This window comes from Exiguobacterium sp. s161, assembly GCF_018619045.1.
GTDB lineage: Bacteria > Bacillota > Bacilli > Exiguobacteriales > Exiguobacteriaceae > Exiguobacterium_A > Exiguobacterium_A indicum.
Genome location: NZ_JACSNH010000001.1, coordinates 1 through 19,620 on the forward strand (window position 1 = coordinate 1; position 19,620 = coordinate 19,620).

The 19,620-nt window shown below is 48.0% G+C and carries 23 protein-coding genes, 3 tRNA genes and 1 rRNA gene; 19 read left to right on the plus strand and 8 right to left on the minus strand.

All coding sequences use genetic code 11. The features are described from left to right. Positions 1 to 128: 128 nt before the first annotated feature. Positions 129 to 244, plus strand: a 5S ribosomal RNA gene (gene rrf, locus KNQ14_RS00005). A 125-nt stretch (positions 245 to 369) separates the two neighbouring features. Here rrf and KNQ14_RS00010 read toward each other — a convergent pair. Then, the gene (locus KNQ14_RS00010) at positions 370 to 840 is read right to left on the minus strand and encodes an NUDIX hydrolase (protein ID WP_214859159.1); all 471 of its coding nucleotides are present in this window, start codon (positions 838 to 840) and stop codon (positions 370 to 372) included. A gap of 129 nt (positions 841 to 969) precedes the next feature. Here KNQ14_RS00010 and KNQ14_RS00015 point away from each other — a divergent pair. The 7 genes from KNQ14_RS00015 (at position 970) to KNQ14_RS00045 (ending at position 4,425) form a co-directional block, all read left to right on the plus strand. Continuing rightward, a tRNA-Met gene (locus tag KNQ14_RS00015) sits at positions 970 to 1,046 on the plus strand. Positions 1,047 to 1,080: 34 nt separating this feature from the next. Beyond that, positions 1,081 to 1,157: transfer RNA gene (locus KNQ14_RS00020), tRNA-Met, on the plus strand. A gap of 118 nt (positions 1,158 to 1,275) precedes the next feature. Beyond that, a complete protein-coding gene (gene tsaE / locus KNQ14_RS00025) occupies positions 1,276 to 1,725 on the plus strand; it encodes a tRNA (adenosine(37)-N6)-threonylcarbamoyltransferase complex ATPase subunit type 1 TsaE (protein WP_023469616.1) in 450 nt (149 codons plus the stop codon). Next, positions 1,722 to 2,375, plus strand: coding sequence for a tRNA (adenosine(37)-N6)-threonylcarbamoyltransferase complex dimerization subunit type 1 TsaB (tsaB, locus tag KNQ14_RS00030; protein WP_214859160.1), 654 nt, complete (start codon positions 1,722 to 1,724; stop codon positions 2,373 to 2,375). The genes tsaE and tsaB overlap by 4 nt, the downstream gene beginning before the upstream one ends. Next, positions 2,368 to 2,823: a ribosomal protein S18-alanine N-acetyltransferase gene (gene rimI, locus KNQ14_RS00035; protein WP_251138247.1), complete on the plus strand. Its 456-nt coding sequence runs from the start codon at positions 2,368 to 2,370 to the stop codon at positions 2,821 to 2,823. Before tsaB ends, rimI begins: the two co-directional genes overlap by 8 nt. After that, complete coding sequence (gene tsaD / locus KNQ14_RS00040; RefSeq protein WP_214859161.1) at positions 2,820 to 3,827, plus strand: tRNA (adenosine(37)-N6)-threonylcarbamoyltransferase complex transferase subunit TsaD; 1,008 nt, start codon at positions 2,820 to 2,822, stop codon at positions 3,825 to 3,827. The genes rimI and tsaD overlap by 4 nt, the downstream gene beginning before the upstream one ends. A gap of 28 nt (positions 3,828 to 3,855) precedes the next feature. Next, the gene (locus KNQ14_RS00045; RefSeq protein WP_055969420.1) at positions 3,856 to 4,425 is read left to right on the plus strand and encodes a hypothetical protein; all 570 of its coding nucleotides are present in this window, start codon (positions 3,856 to 3,858) and stop codon (positions 4,423 to 4,425) included. Between the two features lie 47 nt (positions 4,426 to 4,472). Here the strand turns inward: KNQ14_RS00045 and KNQ14_RS00050 are convergent, their stop codons facing one another. The 3 genes from KNQ14_RS00050 to KNQ14_RS00060 all read right to left on the minus strand — a co-directional run bounded on the left by KNQ14_RS00050 (position 4,473) and on the right by KNQ14_RS00060 (position 6,082). Then, positions 4,473 to 5,132, minus strand: coding sequence for a haloacid dehalogenase type II (locus tag KNQ14_RS00050; RefSeq protein WP_023469611.1), 660 nt, complete (start codon positions 5,130 to 5,132; stop codon positions 4,473 to 4,475). Positions 5,133 to 5,200: 68 nt separating this feature from the next. After that, positions 5,201 to 5,656, minus strand: coding sequence for a flavodoxin (locus KNQ14_RS00055; RefSeq protein ID WP_055969417.1), 456 nt, complete (start codon positions 5,654 to 5,656; stop codon positions 5,201 to 5,203). A 105-nt stretch (positions 5,657 to 5,761) separates the two neighbouring features. Further along, entirely contained in the window at positions 5,762 to 6,082 is a 321-nt protein-coding gene (locus tag KNQ14_RS00060; protein ID WP_023469609.1) for a winged helix-turn-helix transcriptional regulator, read from the minus strand. Between the two features lie 183 nt (positions 6,083 to 6,265). On the opposite strand from KNQ14_RS00060, the gene KNQ14_RS00065 reads away from it, so the two are divergent. Together KNQ14_RS00065 and KNQ14_RS00070 are read left to right on the plus strand one after the other, a co-directional pair. Then, positions 6,266 to 6,664: a DoxX family protein gene (locus KNQ14_RS00065; RefSeq protein ID WP_023469608.1), complete on the plus strand. Its 399-nt coding sequence runs from the start codon at positions 6,266 to 6,268 to the stop codon at positions 6,662 to 6,664. Positions 6,665 to 6,683: 19 nt separating this feature from the next. Next, a complete protein-coding gene (locus KNQ14_RS00070) occupies positions 6,684 to 7,277 on the plus strand; it encodes a flavin reductase family protein (RefSeq protein WP_214859162.1) in 594 nt (197 codons plus the stop codon). Between the two features lie 119 nt (positions 7,278 to 7,396). Here KNQ14_RS00070 and KNQ14_RS00075 read toward each other — a convergent pair whose 3' ends face one another. Beyond that, positions 7,397 to 7,837, minus strand: a complete 441-nt coding sequence (locus KNQ14_RS00075; protein WP_143404481.1) for a hypothetical protein — start codon at positions 7,835 to 7,837, stop codon at positions 7,397 to 7,399. After that, positions 7,819 to 9,720: an ATP-binding cassette domain-containing protein gene (locus KNQ14_RS00080; RefSeq protein ID WP_041255583.1), complete on the minus strand. Its 1,902-nt coding sequence runs from the start codon at positions 9,718 to 9,720 to the stop codon at positions 7,819 to 7,821. The genes KNQ14_RS00075 and KNQ14_RS00080 overlap by 19 nt, the downstream gene beginning before the upstream one ends. 167 nt (positions 9,721 to 9,887) lie before the next feature. Between KNQ14_RS00080 and KNQ14_RS00085 the strand changes: the two genes are divergently transcribed. The 9 genes from KNQ14_RS00085 to KNQ14_RS00125 all read left to right on the plus strand — a co-directional run bounded on the left by KNQ14_RS00085 (position 9,888) and on the right by KNQ14_RS00125 (position 17,496). Further along, positions 9,888 to 10,547 carry a redox-sensing transcriptional repressor Rex gene (locus tag KNQ14_RS00085; protein ID WP_023469604.1) on the plus strand — a complete coding sequence of 220 codons (660 nt, stop codon included), beginning with the start codon at positions 9,888 to 9,890 and terminating at the stop codon, positions 10,545 to 10,547. Further along, positions 10,547 to 10,747 carry a twin-arginine translocase TatA/TatE family subunit gene (locus KNQ14_RS00090; protein ID WP_023469603.1) on the plus strand — a complete coding sequence of 67 codons (201 nt, stop codon included), beginning with the start codon at positions 10,547 to 10,549 and terminating at the stop codon, positions 10,745 to 10,747. Before KNQ14_RS00085 ends, KNQ14_RS00090 begins: the two co-directional genes overlap by 1 nt. A 7-nt stretch (positions 10,748 to 10,754) precedes the next feature. Continuing rightward, complete coding sequence (gene tatC / locus KNQ14_RS00095; RefSeq protein WP_214859163.1) at positions 10,755 to 11,534, plus strand: twin-arginine translocase subunit TatC; 780 nt, start codon at positions 10,755 to 10,757, stop codon at positions 11,532 to 11,534. A 104-nt stretch (positions 11,535 to 11,638) separates the two neighbouring features. Next, positions 11,639 to 11,714, plus strand: a tRNA-Ala gene (locus KNQ14_RS00100). A 220-nt stretch (positions 11,715 to 11,934) separates the two neighbouring features. Beyond that, on the plus strand, positions 11,935 to 15,681 hold the full coding sequence (locus KNQ14_RS00105) for a S8 family serine peptidase (protein WP_214859165.1): 3,747 nt from the start codon (positions 11,935 to 11,937) through the stop codon (positions 15,679 to 15,681). Positions 15,682 to 15,808: 127 nt separating this feature from the next. Continuing rightward, positions 15,809 to 15,967, plus strand: coding sequence for a hypothetical protein (locus KNQ14_RS00110; protein ID WP_014971497.1), 159 nt, complete (start codon positions 15,809 to 15,811; stop codon positions 15,965 to 15,967). Positions 15,968 to 16,086: 119 nt separating this feature from the next. Next, positions 16,087 to 16,539 carry a hypothetical protein gene (locus tag KNQ14_RS00115; RefSeq protein ID WP_023469600.1) on the plus strand — a complete coding sequence of 151 codons (453 nt, stop codon included), beginning with the start codon at positions 16,087 to 16,089 and terminating at the stop codon, positions 16,537 to 16,539. A 13-nt stretch (positions 16,540 to 16,552) separates the two neighbouring features. After that, positions 16,553 to 17,062 carry a hypothetical protein gene (locus KNQ14_RS00120; RefSeq protein ID WP_214859168.1) on the plus strand — a complete coding sequence of 170 codons (510 nt, stop codon included), beginning with the start codon at positions 16,553 to 16,555 and terminating at the stop codon, positions 17,060 to 17,062. Between the two features lie 5 nt (positions 17,063 to 17,067). Next, entirely contained in the window at positions 17,068 to 17,496 is a 429-nt protein-coding gene (locus KNQ14_RS00125; protein WP_214859170.1) for a hypothetical protein, read from the plus strand. Positions 17,497 to 17,550: 54 nt separating this feature from the next. Here KNQ14_RS00125 and KNQ14_RS00130 read toward each other — a convergent pair whose 3' ends face one another. Together KNQ14_RS00130 and KNQ14_RS00135 are read right to left on the minus strand one after the other, a co-directional pair. Next, positions 17,551 to 18,558, minus strand: a complete 1,008-nt coding sequence (locus KNQ14_RS00130; RefSeq protein WP_023469597.1) for a FecCD family ABC transporter permease — start codon at positions 18,556 to 18,558, stop codon at positions 17,551 to 17,553. After that, positions 18,555 to 19,556, minus strand: a complete 1,002-nt coding sequence (locus KNQ14_RS00135; protein WP_023469596.1) for a FecCD family ABC transporter permease — start codon at positions 19,554 to 19,556, stop codon at positions 18,555 to 18,557. Before KNQ14_RS00135 ends, KNQ14_RS00130 begins: the two co-directional genes overlap by 4 nt. Positions 19,557 to 19,620: the final 64 nt, after the last annotated feature.

Sequence of the window (19,620 nt, forward strand, 5' to 3'; positions counted from 1 at the left end):
ACGATGAGGTAGATAGGTCACGGGTGGAAGCATGGCGACATGTGGAGCTGAGTGATACTAATCGGTCGAGGCCTTGTTCTAGCAGATGCTTGTTGATGACTTCAGTTTTGAGGGCGCGAGCCCGATCGTCTGGTGACGATAGCCAAGTGGTCACACCCGTTCCCATGCCGAACACGGAAGTTAAGCACTTGAACGCCGAAAGTAGTTGGGGGCTTCCCCCTGTGAGGATAGGACGTTGCCAGGCACTTGACCGATCTGCAGATTGCAGGTCGGTCTTTTTGTGTAATCATTTTAGAATAGGAAAGAAATAAAAAAACTGACGAATGGACGTTAATCCGCCATCGAGTCAGTTTAAGCGAAGCATCTAGATTAAAAAGAAGAAGGTGTGTCAAGAAGACGAGGCGTAACTTGCTGTAAGAGCGCTGCAGCACGCGCTTCAAGCGGTGTTGGCAATTGATTCAGCGGGAAATACCGTAAGTCGAGACTCTCTCCGTCCGTCATTTGTAATGTACCCGATACGCCTTTTGCTTGAAAGAGATGGATCACACTGTAGGTTTGATCGCCATTTGGATAACGGAAAAAGTAATCAGGACCCGAGAAGACGTCTAGCAGCTGAACGCTGCGTGCTTGAAGTCCGGTTTCTTCCTGTAATTCACGCATCGCGACTTCTTCAAGTGTCTCACCTGGTTCCATCGAACCACCGGGAAGTCCCCAACTGTGGGTATCCGAACGATATTGAAATAGCAGTTCATGTTGTGGATTTATGACGAGTACGGTCGCACCCACGCTGATTAACGGTCGGTTGCCTACGATTTTTCGTAAATCTAATAAGTATCCCATCTGCTCACTCCTTTCGTATCAGTATAGAAGAATATTCATTATGACAGTTAGTAAAAAGAAATAAGGCAAAAAGACTTGCCAATTTAAAAGACACATGTTATATTAATATCTGTCGAAACGTTATATCATCGCGGGGTGGAGCAGTCTGGTAGCTCGTTGGGCTCATAACCCAAAGGTCGTCGGTTCAAATCCGGCCCCCGCAACCAATTTTTAAATAATTAAATCCGAAACGTTTATCGTCGCGGGGTGGAGCAGTCTGGTAGCTCGTTGGGCTCATAACCCAAAGGTCGTCGGTTCAAATCCGGCCCCCGCAACCAATTTTAAACTTAACTTCAACTTTACTACGAAACGTTCAGCGTTTCGTATTTTTTTTTGCCTTTTTCGTCCGGTACAATAGAGAAGGACGAACAGTACGTATTAAGGAGGAGACATCGTATGATAGAACTGGAAATGAACAGCTTGGAAGAAACGACTGCCTTGGCTCTTGAACTCGGACGACGTGCTGAAGCAGGGATGGTCATTACGCTCGATGGGGATTTAGGTGCTGGGAAAACGACTTTTACGCAAAGCTTTGCGAAAGGATTAGGTGTGACGCGTCACGTCAACAGCCCTACCTTTACGATCATGAAAGTCTATACGGGACGTCTTCCTCTTTATCATATGGATGTTTATCGCCTGGAAGGTTCCGGTGATGATATCGGACTTGAAGAATATTTGAATGGTGAAGGCGTCGCCGTCGTCGAGTGGTCTGAGTTAATTGCGGACAGTCTTCCACCTGAACGGTTGGCAATCACGATTACGCGAACAGGTGATGATAGTCGACGTTTTGAGCTGACGCCGATCGGAGAACGATACATTACATTATGTGAGGGATTGAAATCATGAAAATCGTAGCTATTGATACATCGACGAAACAATTATCAGTCGCTCTTTCAGACGGGAAACAGATTGTAGCAGAAGCTTCTTACGTCACGTCTTTGAATCATGCGACGAAACTCATGCCGTTGCTTGAGCGCTTGATGGTAGAAGCAAAATGGACACCGGCTCAACTGACACGCATCGTTGTTGCTGACGGTCCTGGTTCTTATACGGGATTACGGATTGGAGCGACGACAGCGAAGACGCTTGCCTATACACTCGGTATCGAGCTTGTTGCCATCTCGACACTTGAACTGATGGCGGCTTCGACAGGTCATACGGGACGTGTCGCAGCAATTCAAGATGCGCGGCGTGGAGCAGGGTTTGTCGGAGTGTACGACGCCGGGAAACGAATCGGTGAAGAACAGCATGTCGAGATCTCTTCTTTTGTGAAGACGTTACCGCCAGATACGCTCGTCACAGGAGACGTCGATGCGTTCGAAGAGATTCTTCAGCCATTTGAAAAGGCGGCTCCTGCTTTCCGGACGCCACGTGCCGGCGTACTCGCTTTACTCGGTGCAACACGCCGGACGGTCGAAGCGCATGCGTTTGAGCCACGTTACCTGCGTCTGGCTGAAGCAGAAGCGAAATGGATCGAGGCACAGCGTCATGAGTAAGGGCATTCGTCGCATGACCTTACAGGATGCTGCAGGTGTTCATGCGGTTGAACTCGAATCATTTGCGACACCGTGGACGCTAGATGCCTTCGAAGCGGAAATGACACAAAATCCGAATGCCTATTATGTCGTTGCCGATCAAGATGGTATCGTTGGGTTTGCTGGTCTGTGGCATATCGCGGATGAAGGACATATTACGAATATTGCCGTCAAGCAGTCGCATCGCGGACAAGGGCTCGGGGAAGATCTGCTAACGGCATTGATCGCTGTCGGTCGTGAGCTTGATTTGCGGGCGATGACGCTCGAAGTACGTGTCTCGAACACACCAGCGCGGACTTTATATGAAAAACTCGGATTTCAGTATGTCGGTGCCCGAAAACGATATTATCAAGATAACAATGAAGATGCTGCCATCTACTGGCTGGAGCTGGAGGGAGAAGACCTATGACACAACCATTGATTCTAGCAATCGAATCGAGTTGCGACGAAACGGCAGCTGCCGTCGTCCGTGGAGGAACCGACGTCTTATCGAACGTCGTCTCGTCTCAAATCGAAAGTCATAAACGATTCGGTGGCGTCGTGCCTGAAGTGGCTTCACGGCATCACGTCGAACGAATCACATACGTCATTGATGACGCCTTGACGGAAGCGAACGTCACGATCGACGATATTGATGCGATCGCCGTCACGGAAGGACCTGGACTTGTCGGAGCATTACTCGTTGGTGTCAGCGCAGCGAAGGCACTCGCCTTTGCGCACAATAAACCATTGATCGGTGTTCATCATATCGCAGGTCATATCTATGCGAATCGTCTCGTGCAAGAGCTTGAGTTCCCGCTCGTCTGTTTGATTGCATCAGGTGGGCACACGGAACTGATCTACATGCCAGAAGACGGTGTATATGAAGTCATTGGTGAAACACGGGATGATGCCGCGGGGGAAGCCTATGATAAAGTTGCTCGAACGTTGAAGTTACCGTATCCAGGTGGTCCACGAATCGACCAATTGGCACAGACCGGTCAGGATACGTTCCATTTTCCACGCGTCTGGCTTGAGAAGGACTCGTACGACTTTAGCTTCAGCGGTTTGAAGTCAGCGGTCATCAATGCCGTGCATAACGCCGAACAACGGGGAGAAACGATCATTCCGGAAGATTTAGCTGCAAGTTTCCAAGCGAGCGTCGTCGAGGTACTCGTGACAAAGGCGGTTCGTGCCGTGAAGGATAAAGGGGGACGTCAATTGCTACTTGCTGGTGGCGTCGCTGCTAACAAAGGATTACGCCAAGGTCTCGAAGCGGCGTGTGCGAAGGAAGGAATCGATCTCGTCATTCCGCCGATGCACCTGTGTGGAGACAATGCAGCGATGATCGGAGCGGCTGCAATTCATCCATATCGCGCGTTACGCTATTCGACACTTGCCATGAACGCAGAACCTGGGCTAGATTTAAAGTAAGGAATCCGAACAACTTGGGGGAAATGGAATGAAAAAAGTCATCATCGCATTGTTAGCGGTACTGGTCATCGTCGCGATCGGACTTCAGGTCCGAGAAATCGTCAACGCATACCAAGTCGCCTATAAGGAAGAACTCGTACCCGATAAAAAAGCGGTCGAGACGAATACGAAACAACGTCCACTTTACGAAATCGGACGAGCAGAAGGGGAAAAGACCCGGATTCAAAAGTTATATGCTTTTGATCAGACAATCAATGGTAAGCTCAGTAACGTCGTCATCGTCGATCGGAAGTATGGTTTAACGAACAAGGCGAGTGATGATTATTTCATGATTGCTTCCGGAACACCGGTGACGGATCAAGAAAAGAAGTCATTCGAACCAATGATTCAAAAGATGGATGCAGAACAAGTCCAAGCCGAGGTCATCTCAAAGCATGAGGTGACGGCTGTCGAGAACAATAAAAAACGGACGTTGACGTTATTTAAGGTCTTCTATAAGGATACGGATCAAAACGAATACCTCTTCTTCATCGAAAAAGAAGGCGGTCTGAAACTCGATCTATTTAAGAAGGGTTACTCACGTTTGTCTAATTACTAAATCCATGAAAACAGCGGATTCCTAAATAGGAGTCCGCTGTTGTTCGTTCATTGCCATTCAGTGATACCCGTCAAGTCATCATAGATACGATCGGGATCGAGATTCAATTCCTCGACCGGAAGTCCATTTCGATTGATCCATGCCGTTTTGAAGCCGAAACTCTTCGCCCCGGTGATGTCCCAACCGTTCGAGGACATGAAGAGGATCTCCTCGCGTTTTAGACCGAGCGTGTTTAAGGCATGCATATAGGATGCAGGTGCTGGCTTATACTGTTTGATATCATCGACACTGACGAGATGTTCGAACCGATCGGCTAAGCCTGACTGCTCAATGAGCGGATCGAGCATATCATGGGAACCATTCGAGAAGACGACCAGACGCTTGTCCGCCATCGTCTCGAGAACGGAGCTGACTTCAGGATATACATCAAGCGTCAGGTACGTCTCCATTAAGGTCGTGATTTGTTCCTCGGTCACATGGAGCTTCAGTTCGAGTAACGTATAGCGGAGAGCATCTTGTGTCACTTGGCTGAACGGCACATACTGTCCGTTCAATTGTCGGAGGAAAGAGTACTCCAGTTGTTTCTCCCGCCAGCGTTTGCTGATCGCTTCTCCGTGATCCGGATAAAGCGCTTCGGCTTGTTCTTTGACGGAATGGACATCGAATAATGTACCGTAGACGTCAAAGACGAGTGCTTGAATCGTCATAAAACATTCATCTCACTTTCATAGAGTCTGCTTTAACGATTCCCTTACAGTACGGATTCAAACGACACTCAAGAATGAACCTGTTGTAAAAAGCGATGAAACGTTTGCGCGAATGCACGACAAGCGGCTTGTTTCTCCGGGGTATTCGGATCAAACTCAATCTTCAAGCCATCCGTGACGAGGGTCGCCCCAGCTTCTTTTAATGCGTCTTCAATCAAATCAACGGCTGCGCAGTACTTCGGATAATCAAGATCCCCCGAACCAAAAGCAGCCGCCGGTATCCCGTCTAAGGATTGTTCCCTTAGCTCCTCAACGAAGTCTTCTGCTTCATACGGTAAATCACCGTCTCCCCATGTATATGAGCCGAGTAATAGACCATCAAAACGTGATAAGTCCTCCCCGACGAATTGATCTAGTTCCGTGATCGTCACGTTGACACCGTGTTGCTCGAGTTCATGTTGAATGAGCGAGACGATATCTTCCGTATTACCGGACATGCTGACGAATCCAATCGCGATATGCATGCATCTTCCTCCTTTCACTGTACTTCTCTACTTTAATTGATAATGATTATCAATGTCAAAGGACATATAAAAAAGCACCTTCCGAAGAAGATGCTTTTCTATACATTAGTCTTGTAGTTCGGCCCATTCCTCAATGGAACGAATGACCGGTTCGAGTTGGCGCCCTTTGTCGGTCAAACTGTATTGAATCTTAATCGGACGATCGGGAATGACAGTCCGGATGACGATGCCTTCCGCTTCGAGCTCCTTCATACGTTCCGTGAGCATACGACCTGATAATTCGGGAATGGCATCTTGAATCTCATTGAAACGACATGTCTTCGTCAACAAGTGACGTAAGATCAGACCCGTCCATTTCTTACCTAAGATTTCAAAGGCATGTTCGACTTTGGGACAAAGAGCCGGTTGGATTGCGACTTCTTCCATCAGCACTCATCCTTTCTATAGTTGTAGTATACCCGCTTCTGCTAAAAAAATCGAATCATTTTACTTAATGTAACAAAAAGAACTAAAACAAATCTATTTACTTTTAGTAAGTGATAAGATATAGTCTGTTTATTGAGTTACTTAAAGTAACTAAAATACATTAGGTAAAAGGAGAAGAGAGCAATGATGGATACAGGACTTTTAATCATTCGTTTAATCATCGGCTTAACATTCGCTGCACACGGGACACAAAAATTATTTGGTTGGTTCGGTGGACACGGAATCGCTGGAACAGGCGGTTGGTTCGAATCAATCGGCATGAAGCCAGGGAAGGCACTCGCGATTACAGCAGGTCTTGCTGAATTGATCGGCGGCTTGTTGTTTGCAGGAGGCGTATTCCTCTGGATCGCAGCGCTCCTCATCATCGGATCGATGCTTGTTGCGATCGTTAAAGTACACGGTGCAAATGGTTACTGGGTGACGCAGAACGGGTACGAATACAACATGGCATTGATCGTCATCGCGCTTGGTGTAGCGATGATCGGTGCTGGAGACTATTCACTCGCTGCACTCATCGGGTAAAGAAAAAGGTGGGTCATTCATGAAGTTCGAGGCATCAACGCTTAGCGCAAAAGACAATTATAAATTACTGATCGGAAGCATCATTCCGCGTCCGATTGCTTTCGTGACAACGCAAGGAGAAGACGGGACGGTCAACGCTGCACCGTTTTCCTTCTTTACGGTCGCTTCAAGCAGTCCGCCGCAACTGGTGATCGCCGTACAACGGACGGATCAGGGGCAGAAGGATACGGCACGTAACATCTTAGCGAAACAAAGTTATGTCATCCATATCGTCAGCGAAGAGATCGTCGACGCAGTCAATGAGACAGCAGCGCCACTTGCTTACGGTGAGAGTGAGCTTAAGCGGACGGATTTAACACTCGTCGATAGTGACGCAATCGAAGTACCCGGAATCGCGGAAGCGAAAATTCGCTTCGAGATGCGCTTGACGCAACACGTCGAGCTAAAAGGTGCCGATCTTCTAATCGGGGAAGTACTGCGCTATCACGTTGCAGATGAACTCGTCGAGTCGTTCCGAATTGACGCGGCAGGCTTGAAGGCTGTCGCTCGTTTAGCAGGGAATGATTATGCGACGATCGGGAAGACGTTTACGATTGCCCGACCGACGAAATGATCGAAGTGTGAATGCCTGACTCATCGTATGATTCGTTTTGATTCAAACAAAAAGGAGTGGAGAGACCGGTCTAACTACCGGAATCTCCACTCCTTTTTTCATGTCGTTCATCTGATTCATCAAGGCTGCGGATCGATTTCGTTTGAAGAGGCTTCAAGTCCATGACGTTTACTGTACTGATAGCCATCGAGCAAATAAAAGACGATTGCGAGTGCCCATATTCCGACGCAGCTGATCAAGAAAGCGCTGATTGGAGAGACACTACCGTAATACGATAAGATCAACGGATCATTGAGTTCGACGAATAGCTGTATCGTCAGGAGCGTACAGCATAATCCCGAGAGTAAACTGATGAAGAGCCCACTCCATGTCTGGATGACGAGACCGATCATGCAGGAAATCAAGAGGAACAAAGGAAGTGCAGCATTGAAGGCATCTGGACGAATAAAGACGGATACATAATCGGCATATAACGGTACGAAATAGAGAACACCGGATAGTAATCCTAAGATGAGATTGATGAAAAAGCTCTTCGTCCGCATCAGTGTTGGTTCTCCCATCGTTCCATTAATTCGAGCAAATCGACATCAATCTGATCACGTTCTGCCGAAAGTGCCGTTGCTTTCGGAATGTCATTGAAGACTTCCGGTTCGCAAAGCAACTGTTCGATCTCCGCTGAACGCTGTTCGAGCCGCTCAATGTCTTGTTCGAGTTGTTCGATTTGCTGACGGCGCTTGCGCTCTTCCTTCTGCGCTTCTTTATCGATCGTCTTCGACGCCGTGACCTTTGCAGCTTTTGCTTCCTCGGCTTCAAGACGCGCAATCTCTTCTTGCTCCGCCTTCTTCTCCGTGTAGTACGAATAATCACCGAGGTATTCCGTCACGCCGGTTTCACTCATCTCGATGACACGGGTCGCGATCCGGTCGATGAAGTAACGGTCGTGAGAGACGAATAGTAGCGTTCCTTCATAGTCGACGAGCGCATTTTCGAGGACCATCTTCGAATCTAGATCCAAGTGGTTCGTCGGCTCATCGAGGACGAGGACGTTCGTCTTCCGGAGTTTCAGTTTCGCAAGCGCGAGACGTCCGCGTTCGCCACCAGATAACTCATGGACGATCTTGAAGACATCGTCACCGCTAAACAAGAATTGCCCGAGGACAGACCGGACTTCTTGTTCACGCATCAAAGGCCATTCGTTCCAAATCTCATCGATGACGCGGTTCCGGTCATTGAGTTCTGCCTGCTCTTGATCGTAATATCCGATCGAGACGCCAGTTCCGAAACGGAAATCACCGAAGAGGGGGCGTAAGCGACCGACGAGGACTTTTAGAAGCGTCGACTTTCCGATGCCGTTCGGTCCGACGAGTGCCAGTGATTCACCGCGTTGCAAGCGGAACGTGATGTCTTTTGAGACAGCTTCTTCGTAACCGATCGCCAGTTGATTGACTTGAAGAACGTCGTTCCCGCTCTGTTTTTCAATCGGGAAGGACAGGACCGTGCTACGCTCATCGCCATCTGGTCGGTCGAGTCGGTCGACCTTCTCGAGTCGCTTCCGGACACTTTGGGCACGTTTTGTCGTCGTCGCCCGAGCGATGTTGCGTTGAATGAAGTCCTGCATCTTCGCGATCTCTTCTTGTTGCTGTTCGAACTGTTTCATTTCTTGATCGTACAATGCCGCTTTTTGTTCCAAGTACTTCGTGTAGTTACCGGTGAACTTACGGCAGACATTGCGTGACAGCTCATAGACGACATTGACGACTTGGTCAAGGAAGTACCGGTCGTGCGAGACGATCAGAACGGCACCACGATAACCGCCGAGGTAACTTTCGAGCCAAGCGAGCGTATCGATATCGAGGTGGTTGGTTGGCTCATCGAGAATGAGGAGCTCTGGTGCTTGCAGGAGCATCTTCGCTAAGGCGAGACGTGTCCGTTGACCACCGGATAACGTTTGGATCCGGCGCGAATAATCGTCCGGATAAAAGCGCATGCCGTGCAGGACGGAGCGGATATTCGCTTCGAACTGATAACCACCCGCTTCTGAGAAGTCGTGTTGCGCTTGATCGTACGTCTTTAGGAGACGATCGTACGCGACCGGATCGTTCAAGATATGCTCCATGCCCATTTCGATTTCCATCCGGCGTAGTGTTCGTTCTTGTTCTTGGAGATGTTCAAAGACGGTCAGCATCTCGTTCCAGATCGTCTCGTTCGATTCAAGACCACTGTCTTGCGCGAGATAACCGATTTTGACATCCTTGCCTTTCATGATGTCGCCCGAGTCATGACTGAGTTCGCCAGCGATGATTTTGAGCAAGGTCGATTTACCGGCACCGTTTCGTCCGACGAGCGCAATCCGGTCACGCTCTTGTACTTCCAATTTGATATTTTCTAAAATCGGCTCAACGCCGAATGATTTCGAGAGTTGGTTGACTTGTAAGAGTATCATTTCCATCCATCCTTCCACCCTTTAGTCTATCACGAACAAAAGCGCGAGGTCCTGCGGAATATATTATTTGTGACTCTATGTGAAGTGGTTTACAATCAAGGAGAGTAGAAAGCTTTTTGCAAAGATTTGGGTGCCACGATGGATGTGGCCGAAGGGGGAACTGCAGGATGAATGGACCAGACACAAAAATTCCACAAGCGACAGCAAAACGGTTGCCGCTATATTATCGCTTCATCCAAAGTTTATACAATTCAGGCAAGCTCCGCGTCTCTTCTGCTGAGTTAAGCGAGGCGGTGAAGGTTGATTCAGCAACGATTCGTCGCGATTTTTCCTACTTTGGGGCATTAGGGAAGAAGGGGTATGGATATAACGTTCAACATCTCTTAACGTTTTTCCGCAAAACCTTGAATCAAGATGAGGTGACGAATGTTGCCTTAATCGGGGTCGGTCATCTCGGAACAGCGTTTGCAAATTATAACTTTTTAAAGAATAATAGTACTCGGATAGTCGTTGCGTTTGATGCGGACGAAGAGAAGGTCGGAACAACGACGCATGACGTTCCAATCTATCATGTTTCGGACATGAAAGAACAAATCGAAGCGAATCAGGTCGATGTTGCCATCTTGACGGTTCCATCCCAGTTCGCGCAGTCAGTAGCGGATGAGTTAGTCGAGTATGGTGTGACGGGCATCCTGAACTTTACGCCCGCGCGGTTGAACGTGCCAGCGAGCGTCCGGGTCCATCACATCGATTTATCGATCGAGTTGCAGTCGTTAGTTTATTTCATGAAGCATTATTCGCAATCAGCTGAAGGAGTGAAATCATAATGGAAAACCTTATCCCGTCAACTATAGCATTCATCGGACCAGGTAGCTTAGCACTAATCGGTGTCGTCGCATTAATCATCTTCGGACCGAAAAAGTTACCTGAACTTGGTCGTGCTGCGGGTCAGACATTGAAAGAGTTCAAGAGCGCAACGAACGGTATCATGGACGACGATAAAAAGGATGAACCGAAAGAGAAGTGATTGAATCATGGCGATTGATCAAGAACAAAGCGTGACGTCGCATCTAGACGAACTGCGTAAACGAATCGTCTGGTCGCTTATCATCGTCGTCGTCCTGTTCGCTGTTGCATTTCCGCTCGTCCGACCGCTCGTTCGCTTCTTGCAAGCGGACTTAAAAGAGCTCGGTATCGGTTTGAATGCCTTCAACGTCGCAGATCCTTTAATGTTGTATTTGAATCTTGCGTTCATCATCGCAATCGTGCTGGCATCGCCGTTCTGGATGTATCAACTCTGGGCATTCGTCCGCCCTGGTCTGTATGATAAGGAGCAAAAAGCGACATTGACGTATATTCCGGTCATCTTCTTTCTATTTTTGGCTGGTGTAGCCTTCTCATACTTTTGGTTGTTACCTTTCTTATTAAAAGTTTCGACTGAACTAGGGAAGGAACTCGGAATCGAACAAGTCATCGGAGTTGAGAACTACTTCAGTTTCTTAATCCGATTAACGATTCCGTTCGGTCTTCTTTTCCAATTGCCGGTCGTGACGATGTTTCTGACACGTCTTGGTCTCGTGACGCCAATTTTCATGCGAAAGAATCGGAAATATGCGTACTTTGCGCTGTTCGTCGTTGCGGCATTGATCGCACCGCCGGACGTGACGTCACATTTGATGATCTCGGTCCCATTGTTCGTTCTCTATGAGATCAGCATCTTGATTTCTGCGCGGACGTACAAAAAGGCCTTGATCCTCGAGCAACAGGCAGAGCTTGAACGACAGGCGGATTTGATGCGTGAATTGAATAAATGAATCGTGAATTCCTTCCGACGATTTTGGAAGGAATTCTTTTTTATGAAAGCGTTATTTTTATATTGATAAAGCAGTTAGCGATGCGTATACTAAAGTTAATTCATGGGGGCTTAGCTCAGCTGGGAGAGCGTTTGGCTGGCAGCCAAAAGGTCGTCGGTTCGATCCCGATAGTCTCCACCATATTCGTACACTTCAAACTCTTGAGCATTCAAGAGTTTTTTGTTGTTTTCAAAATATGGAAATGCAATATAAAGTGTCAATAAAAACAAATAATTATATAAAACAGACAGAACTGAATTGTTTATTTCCATCTATTTCATTAAACTAAATATACAGAATTTTCGTTTAACTGTTTTGTTGGTAACATCATTATAGTTTTTTAGAAAAGGGGAAAAGAAGCATGAAAAAGGAAATCGCACTCTTGGCAGCTGTCTTGATGACATCTTCCAACTTGGTCAGTGCTCAAGGAGCACTGTCCTCGCAAGATAAGGCAAGCGGTCAAAAGCCGCACGCCCTCTCACTTAAGAAAACAGGACAGGAGAAGGTGTATAAGCAGTCTGACAAGGTCCGTGTCGTCATCGAGATGGAGCAGAAGCCGGCGATTCAAATTGCGCAGGCACAAAACAAGCGGTATAGCACATTGAGCAATGCCGAAAAAGAGTCGATTAAGGATCGCCTCGTAAGTGTCCAAAAATCAGTCAAGTCAGCGATCGCTAAAAAATCGATTCCCGTTACATATAAGGAAAGCTTCACGACCGTCATTAACGGATTCAGTGGTGAAGTCAAGTTCGGCGACATCGAAGACATCAAACAACTCGACGGAGTCAAGAGCGTACATATCGCCCATGAATACGCGCGACCGAAAGCCGATAAAGGTGCAAAACCAGATATGTTATATAGCAAAGATATGGTTAATGCAAAAGAAACATGGCAGGACTACGGCTTCAAAGGGGAAGGGACAATTGTAGCGGTCATCGATACGGGGATTGATCCGTCGCATAAAGATATGGTGTTGAGCCCAGAGACGAAGATTGATTTGACTTCTTCGAAGGTCGAGAGTGCTAAAGAAACAAAAGGACTAAAAGGTAAGTATTTCACGGAAAAAGTCCCATACGGCTATAACTACGCTGATCACGATAGCGAAATCCGTGATTTAGGTGCAGGTGCATCGATGCACGGAATGCACGTAGCGGGTACGGTCGGTGCTAATGGAGACGAAGCGAACGGTGGTATCAAAGGGGTCGCACCGGAAACACAACTCCTCGCGATGAAAGTATTCGGAAATGATCCAGGCATGCCATCGACATTCAGTGATATCTACATCAAAGCGATTGATGATGCGATCGCCCTCGGAGCGGATGTCATCAACATGAGTCTCGGTTCGACGGCATCATTCGTCAACGCAGATGATCCAGAGCAACGCGCGATCGTCAACGCGATGAACAACGGGATCTTATGTGCGATCTCTGCTGGAAACTCGGCATTCACAGGACATGGTGCAGGCAATCCGTATACAGCGAATCCTGACATCGGTGTTGTAGGATCTCCAGGGTTGATCAGCCAAGCGCTACAAGTCGCATCGCTAGAGAATACGAAATTAACGCTTGAAGGTATGGCACTGACGATTGACGGACAGGATGCTGGGTATTTGGCGTACCAAAAACAGGACTCGCCGAATCCGATTAAGGTATTCAACAAGGAGAAGCAAGACGTCATTTATGTCGGCGATGGTCAAGCATCGAACTATCAAGGAAAAGATGTCAAAGGAAAAGTTGTTTTTGTTGTGCGTAACGGCAGTTTCAATTACGGTATGATTCAAGCAGAAGCTGAGAAACAAGGAGCAGCCGGTGTCATCGTTCGTGGACGAGTCGATCATGGGGATTATGTCAGCATGGCACTTAACAATCCGACGATTCCGATGGTGACGCTCAGCATCGCGGATGGGAATGATCTTGAAGAAAAAGCGAAAGCAGGTAAAGCAATTGCTGTCACGTTCGATGGAAAAGCGGTCTCAGCAGATAACCCAGTAGCGGGCGAGATGTCTGATTTCACGTCATGGGGTGTCACACCAAATCTTGATTTCAAACCTGAAATCACGGCACCGGGTGGAAAAATCTACTCGACGCTCAATGATAACGAATATGGCGTCATGAGTGGAACATCGATGGCAGCACCACACGTCGCCGGAGGAACGGCACTTGTCATGCAACGAATCGCGAAGGATTTCAAAGTCGATGGTGCGACACGCGTTAAACTCGCGAAGAATATCCTCATGAACACGTCACGTCCACAGCTTGATAAAGGGCAGTATAATGCTGAAGCGAAAACTGGTAGCTTCTATTCACCACGTCGTGAAGGTGCTGGTTTAATGGATCTACGTGCTGCGATGAAAACACCAGTCGTCGTTACGGAAACGAAATCGGGTGAAGGAAAGGCTGCACTCAAAGAGGTCGGTGAGAAATTTACGTTCACGCTCGATTTGAAAAACTATAGTAGCGAAAAAGTGACATATCAATTGGCCGGAACGGTACAATCGGATCTCGGTGCAGAAGGAACGAACTTCCTGGAAGCCAACAATATTTATAAGAAAAACTCAGTGGATGCGGTCGATCCGAATAAAGGAACGTTCCCAATCTCATTCGCAGTCGGTTCGAAAAAAGCAAGTTCTGTCTCCATCAATCCGAAGAGCTCAACGAAAGTAAGTGTATCGGTCGATTTGAAAGATACAGTCGATTGGGCAAACGGTCTTCCACTTGAGCAAGTCTTTGAAAATGGCTACTTCGTTGAAGGTTTCGTTCGTTTAATCGATACGAAGAGTAAAAATCCGGAATTGACAGTGCCGTACGTCGGATTCAAAGGAAAGTGGGATCAGGCACCGATCGTCGATGCACCGCGTTATGACGAAGAGAAGACATTCTACGGATTAACTGGATTAGCGACAGAAGTAAAAGATGATTTCGAGTTCCTCGGCACGAACACGGCGGGAAAAGTCGTTGAAAACAAGGTTGCGTTCTCACCGAACAACGATGGTAGCGTTGACGAGGCGTTCCCAGTCCTCTCGTTCCTTCGTAATGCACGAAAAGTCGAGTATTCGATTCTTGACCGGAATAAAGCAACACTCCGTAAATTAGATCTACAAACAGACGTTGTGAAGAACTATTATGATAGCGGTTCTGAAGATGGATTCACACCCGTCACAAGTGCGGCTTGGGATGGAACAGTCAATGGAAAACCAGTCAAAGACGGTCTTTACTATTACCAAGTGAAATCAGTCATCGATTATCCGAATGCGAAGTGGCAGTCGAATCTCTTCCCCGTCTATATTGATACGAAAAAACCAGCAGCAACTGTTCAATGGGATACTGCAAAAGAAACACTTTCTTGGACAGCAGGCGATCAGGGAACAGGTGTAGCGTCGTATGACATTCTCGTCGATGGAACAAGTGTCCTCAAACAGCCGCTTGCACCGACAGAAAAAGCATATGAACTCAAAGGTCTCTCGAAGTCAGCGAAGATTGATTTTGTCGTCAAGGATTATGCAGGAAATACCGTGACGAAATCGGTGAACACGACAGGCATCGACAAGGCGGTACCGACCGTCCAAATCGACACACCGGTCGCACTCGGTCTGTCGACATCTAAAGTAGTTACTATCGCGGGTCATGTATCCGATGAGTCAGGGATCAAATCATTCAAAATTAACGGAAAAGCCGTCCAGCTTCGTTTTGATGCAGCAAAACAGCAGTATGTGTTCAGCCATGATGTGACCTATACGAAAGATGGCGTCAAATCGTTTAAAGTCGAAGCTTATGATGGAAAAGGAAATCGCTTGGTATTTAGTCGTCAAGTCATTCTAGATTCGACATTGCCGACTTTAAAAGTGACAGCACCAAAAACAGTATCAGCAAAAACAAAGACAGCATCTCTTAAAATCGTTCTTCAAGATAATTATGATGAGATTCGATTTGATATGAATGATAATGCGGTATACCGTCATACCTTCAAGGAACCATACCAAATGAGATCCTTCAAAAAGACAATCACGAAAAAAGTGACGCTCAAGAAGGGGAAAAACACGTACAACTTGAAATTGAAGGATATCGGTGGACACGTTGTTACGAAAACAGTCGTTATCACGAAAAAATAAGAAACAAAAGATAAAGCCAGGCGGAAATCCGTTTGGCTTTTCTTGCGTGCCGAAGCGTCTTGAAGGGTTTATGAGACGAGAAGAGGGGGAATTTTAAGAACAGAAACAAGTCAGAGGGGGAACAACCATGAATCCGTTCACGACCTTAATCGCCTTCATTGTAGGGTGTCTCGTCTTATATCTCGGTATCCGCGACAAAAACGGCTGGCTGATCGGTGTCGCGATGATACCGCTCGCGATCGTTGCCTATAGCGTCATCTATCTGATCATTCAGGTCAGTGCGTAGTCTTCATGGAAAACGTCTTACCCTAAGCGGTAGGACGTCTTTTTTTTCAAAAATCGTACTACAGATGAAACCGATCGAGTAAAATGTAAGTATATGACAGTATAGAAAGGTGGATGATCATGGAACACGTACATACACAAACAGATGCCTTAGCGGCGCTGTACGAAGAGATGCATCAGAAGACGAAGACTGGCATGTGGGTCATGCTTGCGGCATTCTTAGCGCTCAGTAACACACTCGAGAAACCAATCTACGCGATGATCGTCCCGTTATTGTATTTTGGCTATGACATGTTGCTACAACGGAAGCGGTTCGCGCTTGTCGCGGAATACACATCAAAGGATTCAGCAAGACGGCTCTATCAGGTACATGTCCTGATCGGCATCTTACAGTACGGAGCACTCGCCGGTCTGATCGTTTGGGCGGTCGATCGACCGAACACGTACTTCTTGATCGGTCTCGTCATCGTCGTCATTCCGTTCTACTGGCTCTGTCGAAAGACGTTAGAGTTCATCTCACGAAAGATTGATCCAACGTATATCACGGAAAAAGAAATTCACAAAGCGCGCTAAAGGAGACGATGTCATGCAAACAGCTCGTGAAGAACGTCTACAAAAACTTGCGCTCGCGTACCGAGACGTCGAGTGGCTCGGCACACGCTGGTATTGGAACATGTTTCTATTCATAACAGTCGGTATCTTAATTGAATGGACGGATCTCCCGATGTTGATTTTGGCGATTCCAGCCGTTTTTCTCGCCTCCGATTTTCGCTATCAATTAAAAAAACAAAAAATTTTAGACGGCTATATCTCAAACGCACAAGTCCGTCGGCAATTTTTACTACGTGTCGGTAGTCACGTCCTGCTGTACGCTGTCTTGACGATCGTCATCATCCAGACGATCGAGGAACCGTTCTGGAAGATGCTGGTGGCCATTTTTGCGATTTTAACACCGCTCTACTTCATCAGCGAATGGATCATCCGACGTGACGGAGCGCGTGACCCGGATTATATCAGTGACGGAGAAGTAGCCCGCTTCGTCAAACAGAAAGGAACATCGAAGTGGAACACCTATTCGAGCGACAAGCACGTCTGAATGTAATGAAACGTCCAGTGCATGTCGTCACCTATTTCTTTTCGATTCCTGGATTGATTGTCGCCATACTTGCTTGGTTTTTACCAGCGGTTGAATCCGTCTTTGGACAAACCTTGTTTTTCTGTCTTTGTGGAATTGGAGTCGCTCGAGAAATCGTCCGGCTACGACTCATGAAGTCCTATTTAACGCAAGGTATCTATCAACAGACTGTTCAGAAGGTTGCTCACCTGACGATCATAGGATATGTCGTGGCGTGGCTAATCGCTTTCGTCATGCTTTCGATTCCAAATGCTCCCGGTTATTTATTCGTTCTCTTACTTGTCTGGAGCGGCGGAGTCGGTCTTGGTGTCACTCGAATGAATCGATTGGCTAAACAAATCGATCCTGCGTACGTCTCGATGGGAGAAATTGAACGTGCGTGGTGGAAACGGTAAAGCAAAAAAATCCGTATCAATCAGTGAAAGACGCTGATTGATACGGATTTTTGATTATTTCTTCAACAGTAGATAGATGAAGTATGGTGCTCCAATCAAGGCGACGACGATCCCAGCCGGTACCCCGTCTGGTCCCGCGATGTTGCGTCCGATCGTATCAGCGAACGCAAGCAACCAGCCGCCGAGCAAGAGGGCGATCGGCAGGAAGAACTGATGCCGTGGTCCGACAAGCGCACGGGCGATATGTGGCGCCATCAGACCAATGAAGGAGATTCCCCCTGTCACGGAGACGGCAGCAGCAGCGAGCGCGACGGCTGTCAACAAGAGTTGGATCCGTTCTTTTTCAATCGCGACGCCAACACCGATCGCGACCGGTTCATTCAAGGCAAGTAGATTGAGCTTATTCGCCTTATAGAACGTGAGCGGAATCAAGACGAGTAACCACGGTAACAGCGAGTAGACGAAAATCCAGTCCGTTCCCCAAATGTTACCGGCGAGCCATTTGGCGATGAAGTCGACCTTTTCACGACGCGTCGATGAAATCAGGATGACCATGATTCCAGACAGTGCCATCGAGAAGCCGACACCCGTTAAGATCAAGCGGATCGGTTGGAGTCCTTGTACACGGTCGTACGAGAACAGGTAGATCGCTGTCGCGGTGACGAGTGCACCGAAGAAGGCAGCGATTGGTAACAGATAGATGAATGACCCGACATCGGTTGGGAAGTACAGGAAGAACAAGGCGACGGCGACGCCAGCTCCCGTGTTGATGCCGATGATACCAGGATCAGCGAGTTCGTTGCGTGTGATCCCTTGAAGGATTGCACCGGATAAGGCAAGTGCCATTCCCGCCATGACGGTGATGAGCAGTCGGGGCAAGCGAAGCGAATAGAGGACGAACTCCTCTTTGAACGATCCGTTTCCAAGTAACGTCGGCAGTAAACGATCATACGACAGGGAAGCAGGTCCAAGACCGATGCTGACGACGAGTGTTGCGATCAATAGTGCCAGTAACGTCCAAAACGTCAGTTGCTGGCGACGGCGTAAACGAGATTCCATCATGAGAAAGCACGCCCTCCTTTCCGAACGATTAAGAGGAAGAATGGTAGCCCGAGCATCGAAACGATCGCGATGACCGGCGTCTCATAGGGTGCGTATAGTGTCCGTCCAATCGTATCAGCAAGCAACATGAACGTCGCACCAAAGATCGCGGTCATCGGCAGGATGAACCGATAGTCCGTCCCGACGATCGCGCGGACGATATGCGGAATCATCAGCCCGATGAATGCCATGTTACCGACGAGGGCTACGGCAGCACCGGCAAGCAGGATGACGACGACGTAGAGGACCGCTTTGATCCGCTGGATGTTCTGTCCGAGTCCGAGCGCGACTTCTTCCGAAAGACTGAGGATTGTCAATTGTCGTGAGAAAATGAACGAAATCAAAATTCCAATTGCGATGACTGGCGCAATGACTTGCAGTTGTCCCCAGGTCGACCCGACGAGTCCCCCGGACGTCCATTGTGAGACATCTTGGGCAATCTTGAAGTAAATCCCGATGCCTTCTGCAATCGCATACAGAAACGCTGAGATCGCAGAACCAGCAAGGACGATCCGGAGCGGGGAGAAGCCGCCTTTTTTCGAAGCGCCGATTCCAAAGACAAGTGCTGCCCCGAGTGCTGCTCCGACGAAACACGCGATCATGATCCCGAAGTAGTCAATTTTCGGGAACAGGACGATGACGAGCGCCAGTGCCGCATTCGCACCTGCTGTCAGACCGAGCAGACCAGGATCTGCGAGGGGATTGCGTGTCATTGCTTGCATGATGGCACCTGAGACACCGAGTGCCGCACCGACGAGGATTGCTGCCAGTTCCCGTGGCAAGCGGATTTCTTGGACGATTTTTGCTTTTTCATTCAACGGTCCGAACGTCAAAGCGTTCCAGACTTCGCGCGTCGTCGTATCGGCAGCACCGAACGTCATTGCGATCCAGAACATCCCGAAAAAGAGGACGAGACCGAGTGTGATTTTAATGCCGAACGGAATTCGACCAGCTGACATGAATGTCGCCTCCATTTCTGATTCAGTGAGTGAGCCGCAAAAAAAAGGGAGGGATCCCGCAGGT

What these genes read in the sequence shown, in the direction of transcription:
- tsaD (WP_214859161.1), top strand. Translation starts at nt 2,820, where the DNA reads ATGACACAACCATTGATTCTAGCAATCGAATCGAGTTGCGACGAAACG.
- KNQ14_RS00060 (WP_023469609.1), bottom strand. Translation starts at nt 6,082, where the DNA reads ATGGAAGAAGTCGCAATCCAACCGGCTCTTTGTCCCAAAGTCGAACAT.
- KNQ14_RS00115 (WP_023469600.1), top strand. Translation starts at nt 16,087, where the DNA reads ATGGAACACGTACATACACAAACAGATGCCTTAGCGGCGCTGTACGAA.
- KNQ14_RS00110 (WP_014971497.1), top strand. Translation starts at nt 15,809, where the DNA reads ATGAATCCGTTCACGACCTTAATCGCCTTCATTGTAGGGTGTCTCGTC.
- tsaB (WP_214859160.1), top strand. Translation starts at nt 1,722, where the DNA reads ATGAAAATCGTAGCTATTGATACATCGACGAAACAATTATCAGTCGCT.
- KNQ14_RS00075 (WP_143404481.1), bottom strand. Translation starts at nt 7,837, where the DNA reads ATGGGAGAACCAACACTGATGCGGACGAAGAGCTTTTTCATCAATCTC.
- rimI (WP_251138247.1), top strand. Translation starts at nt 2,368, where the DNA reads ATGAGTAAGGGCATTCGTCGCATGACCTTACAGGATGCTGCAGGTGTT.
- KNQ14_RS00090 (WP_023469603.1), top strand. Translation starts at nt 10,547, where the DNA reads ATGGAAAACCTTATCCCGTCAACTATAGCATTCATCGGACCAGGTAGC.
- tsaE (WP_023469616.1), top strand. Translation starts at nt 1,276, where the DNA reads ATGATAGAACTGGAAATGAACAGCTTGGAAGAAACGACTGCCTTGGCT.
- KNQ14_RS00085 (WP_023469604.1), top strand. Translation starts at nt 9,888, where the DNA reads ATGAATGGACCAGACACAAAAATTCCACAAGCGACAGCAAAACGGTTG.
- KNQ14_RS00045 (WP_055969420.1), top strand. Translation starts at nt 3,856, where the DNA reads ATGAAAAAAGTCATCATCGCATTGTTAGCGGTACTGGTCATCGTCGCG.
- KNQ14_RS00070 (WP_214859162.1), top strand. Translation starts at nt 6,684, where the DNA reads ATGAAGTTCGAGGCATCAACGCTTAGCGCAAAAGACAATTATAAATTA.
- KNQ14_RS00010 (WP_214859159.1), bottom strand. Translation starts at nt 840, where the DNA reads ATGGGATACTTATTAGATTTACGAAAAATCGTAGGCAACCGACCGTTA.
- KNQ14_RS00055 (WP_055969417.1), bottom strand. Translation starts at nt 5,656, where the DNA reads ATGCATATCGCGATTGGATTCGTCAGCATGTCCGGTAATACGGAAGAT.
- KNQ14_RS00135 (WP_023469596.1), bottom strand. Translation starts at nt 19,556, where the DNA reads ATGTCAGCTGGTCGAATTCCGTTCGGCATTAAAATCACACTCGGTCTC.
- KNQ14_RS00130 (WP_023469597.1), bottom strand. Translation starts at nt 18,558, where the DNA reads ATGATGGAATCTCGTTTACGCCGTCGCCAGCAACTGACGTTTTGGACG.
- KNQ14_RS00125 (WP_214859170.1), top strand. Translation starts at nt 17,068, where the DNA reads ATGAAACGTCCAGTGCATGTCGTCACCTATTTCTTTTCGATTCCTGGA.
- KNQ14_RS00080 (WP_041255583.1), bottom strand. Translation starts at nt 9,720, where the DNA reads ATGATACTCTTACAAGTCAACCAACTCTCGAAATCATTCGGCGTTGAG.
- KNQ14_RS00105 (WP_214859165.1), top strand. Translation starts at nt 11,935, where the DNA reads ATGAAAAAGGAAATCGCACTCTTGGCAGCTGTCTTGATGACATCTTCC.
- KNQ14_RS00065 (WP_023469608.1), top strand. Translation starts at nt 6,266, where the DNA reads ATGATGGATACAGGACTTTTAATCATTCGTTTAATCATCGGCTTAACA.
- KNQ14_RS00120 (WP_214859168.1), top strand. Translation starts at nt 16,553, where the DNA reads ATGCAAACAGCTCGTGAAGAACGTCTACAAAAACTTGCGCTCGCGTAC.
- KNQ14_RS00050 (WP_023469611.1), bottom strand. Translation starts at nt 5,132, where the DNA reads ATGACGATTCAAGCACTCGTCTTTGACGTCTACGGTACATTATTCGAT.
- tatC (WP_214859163.1), top strand. Translation starts at nt 10,755, where the DNA reads ATGGCGATTGATCAAGAACAAAGCGTGACGTCGCATCTAGACGAACTG.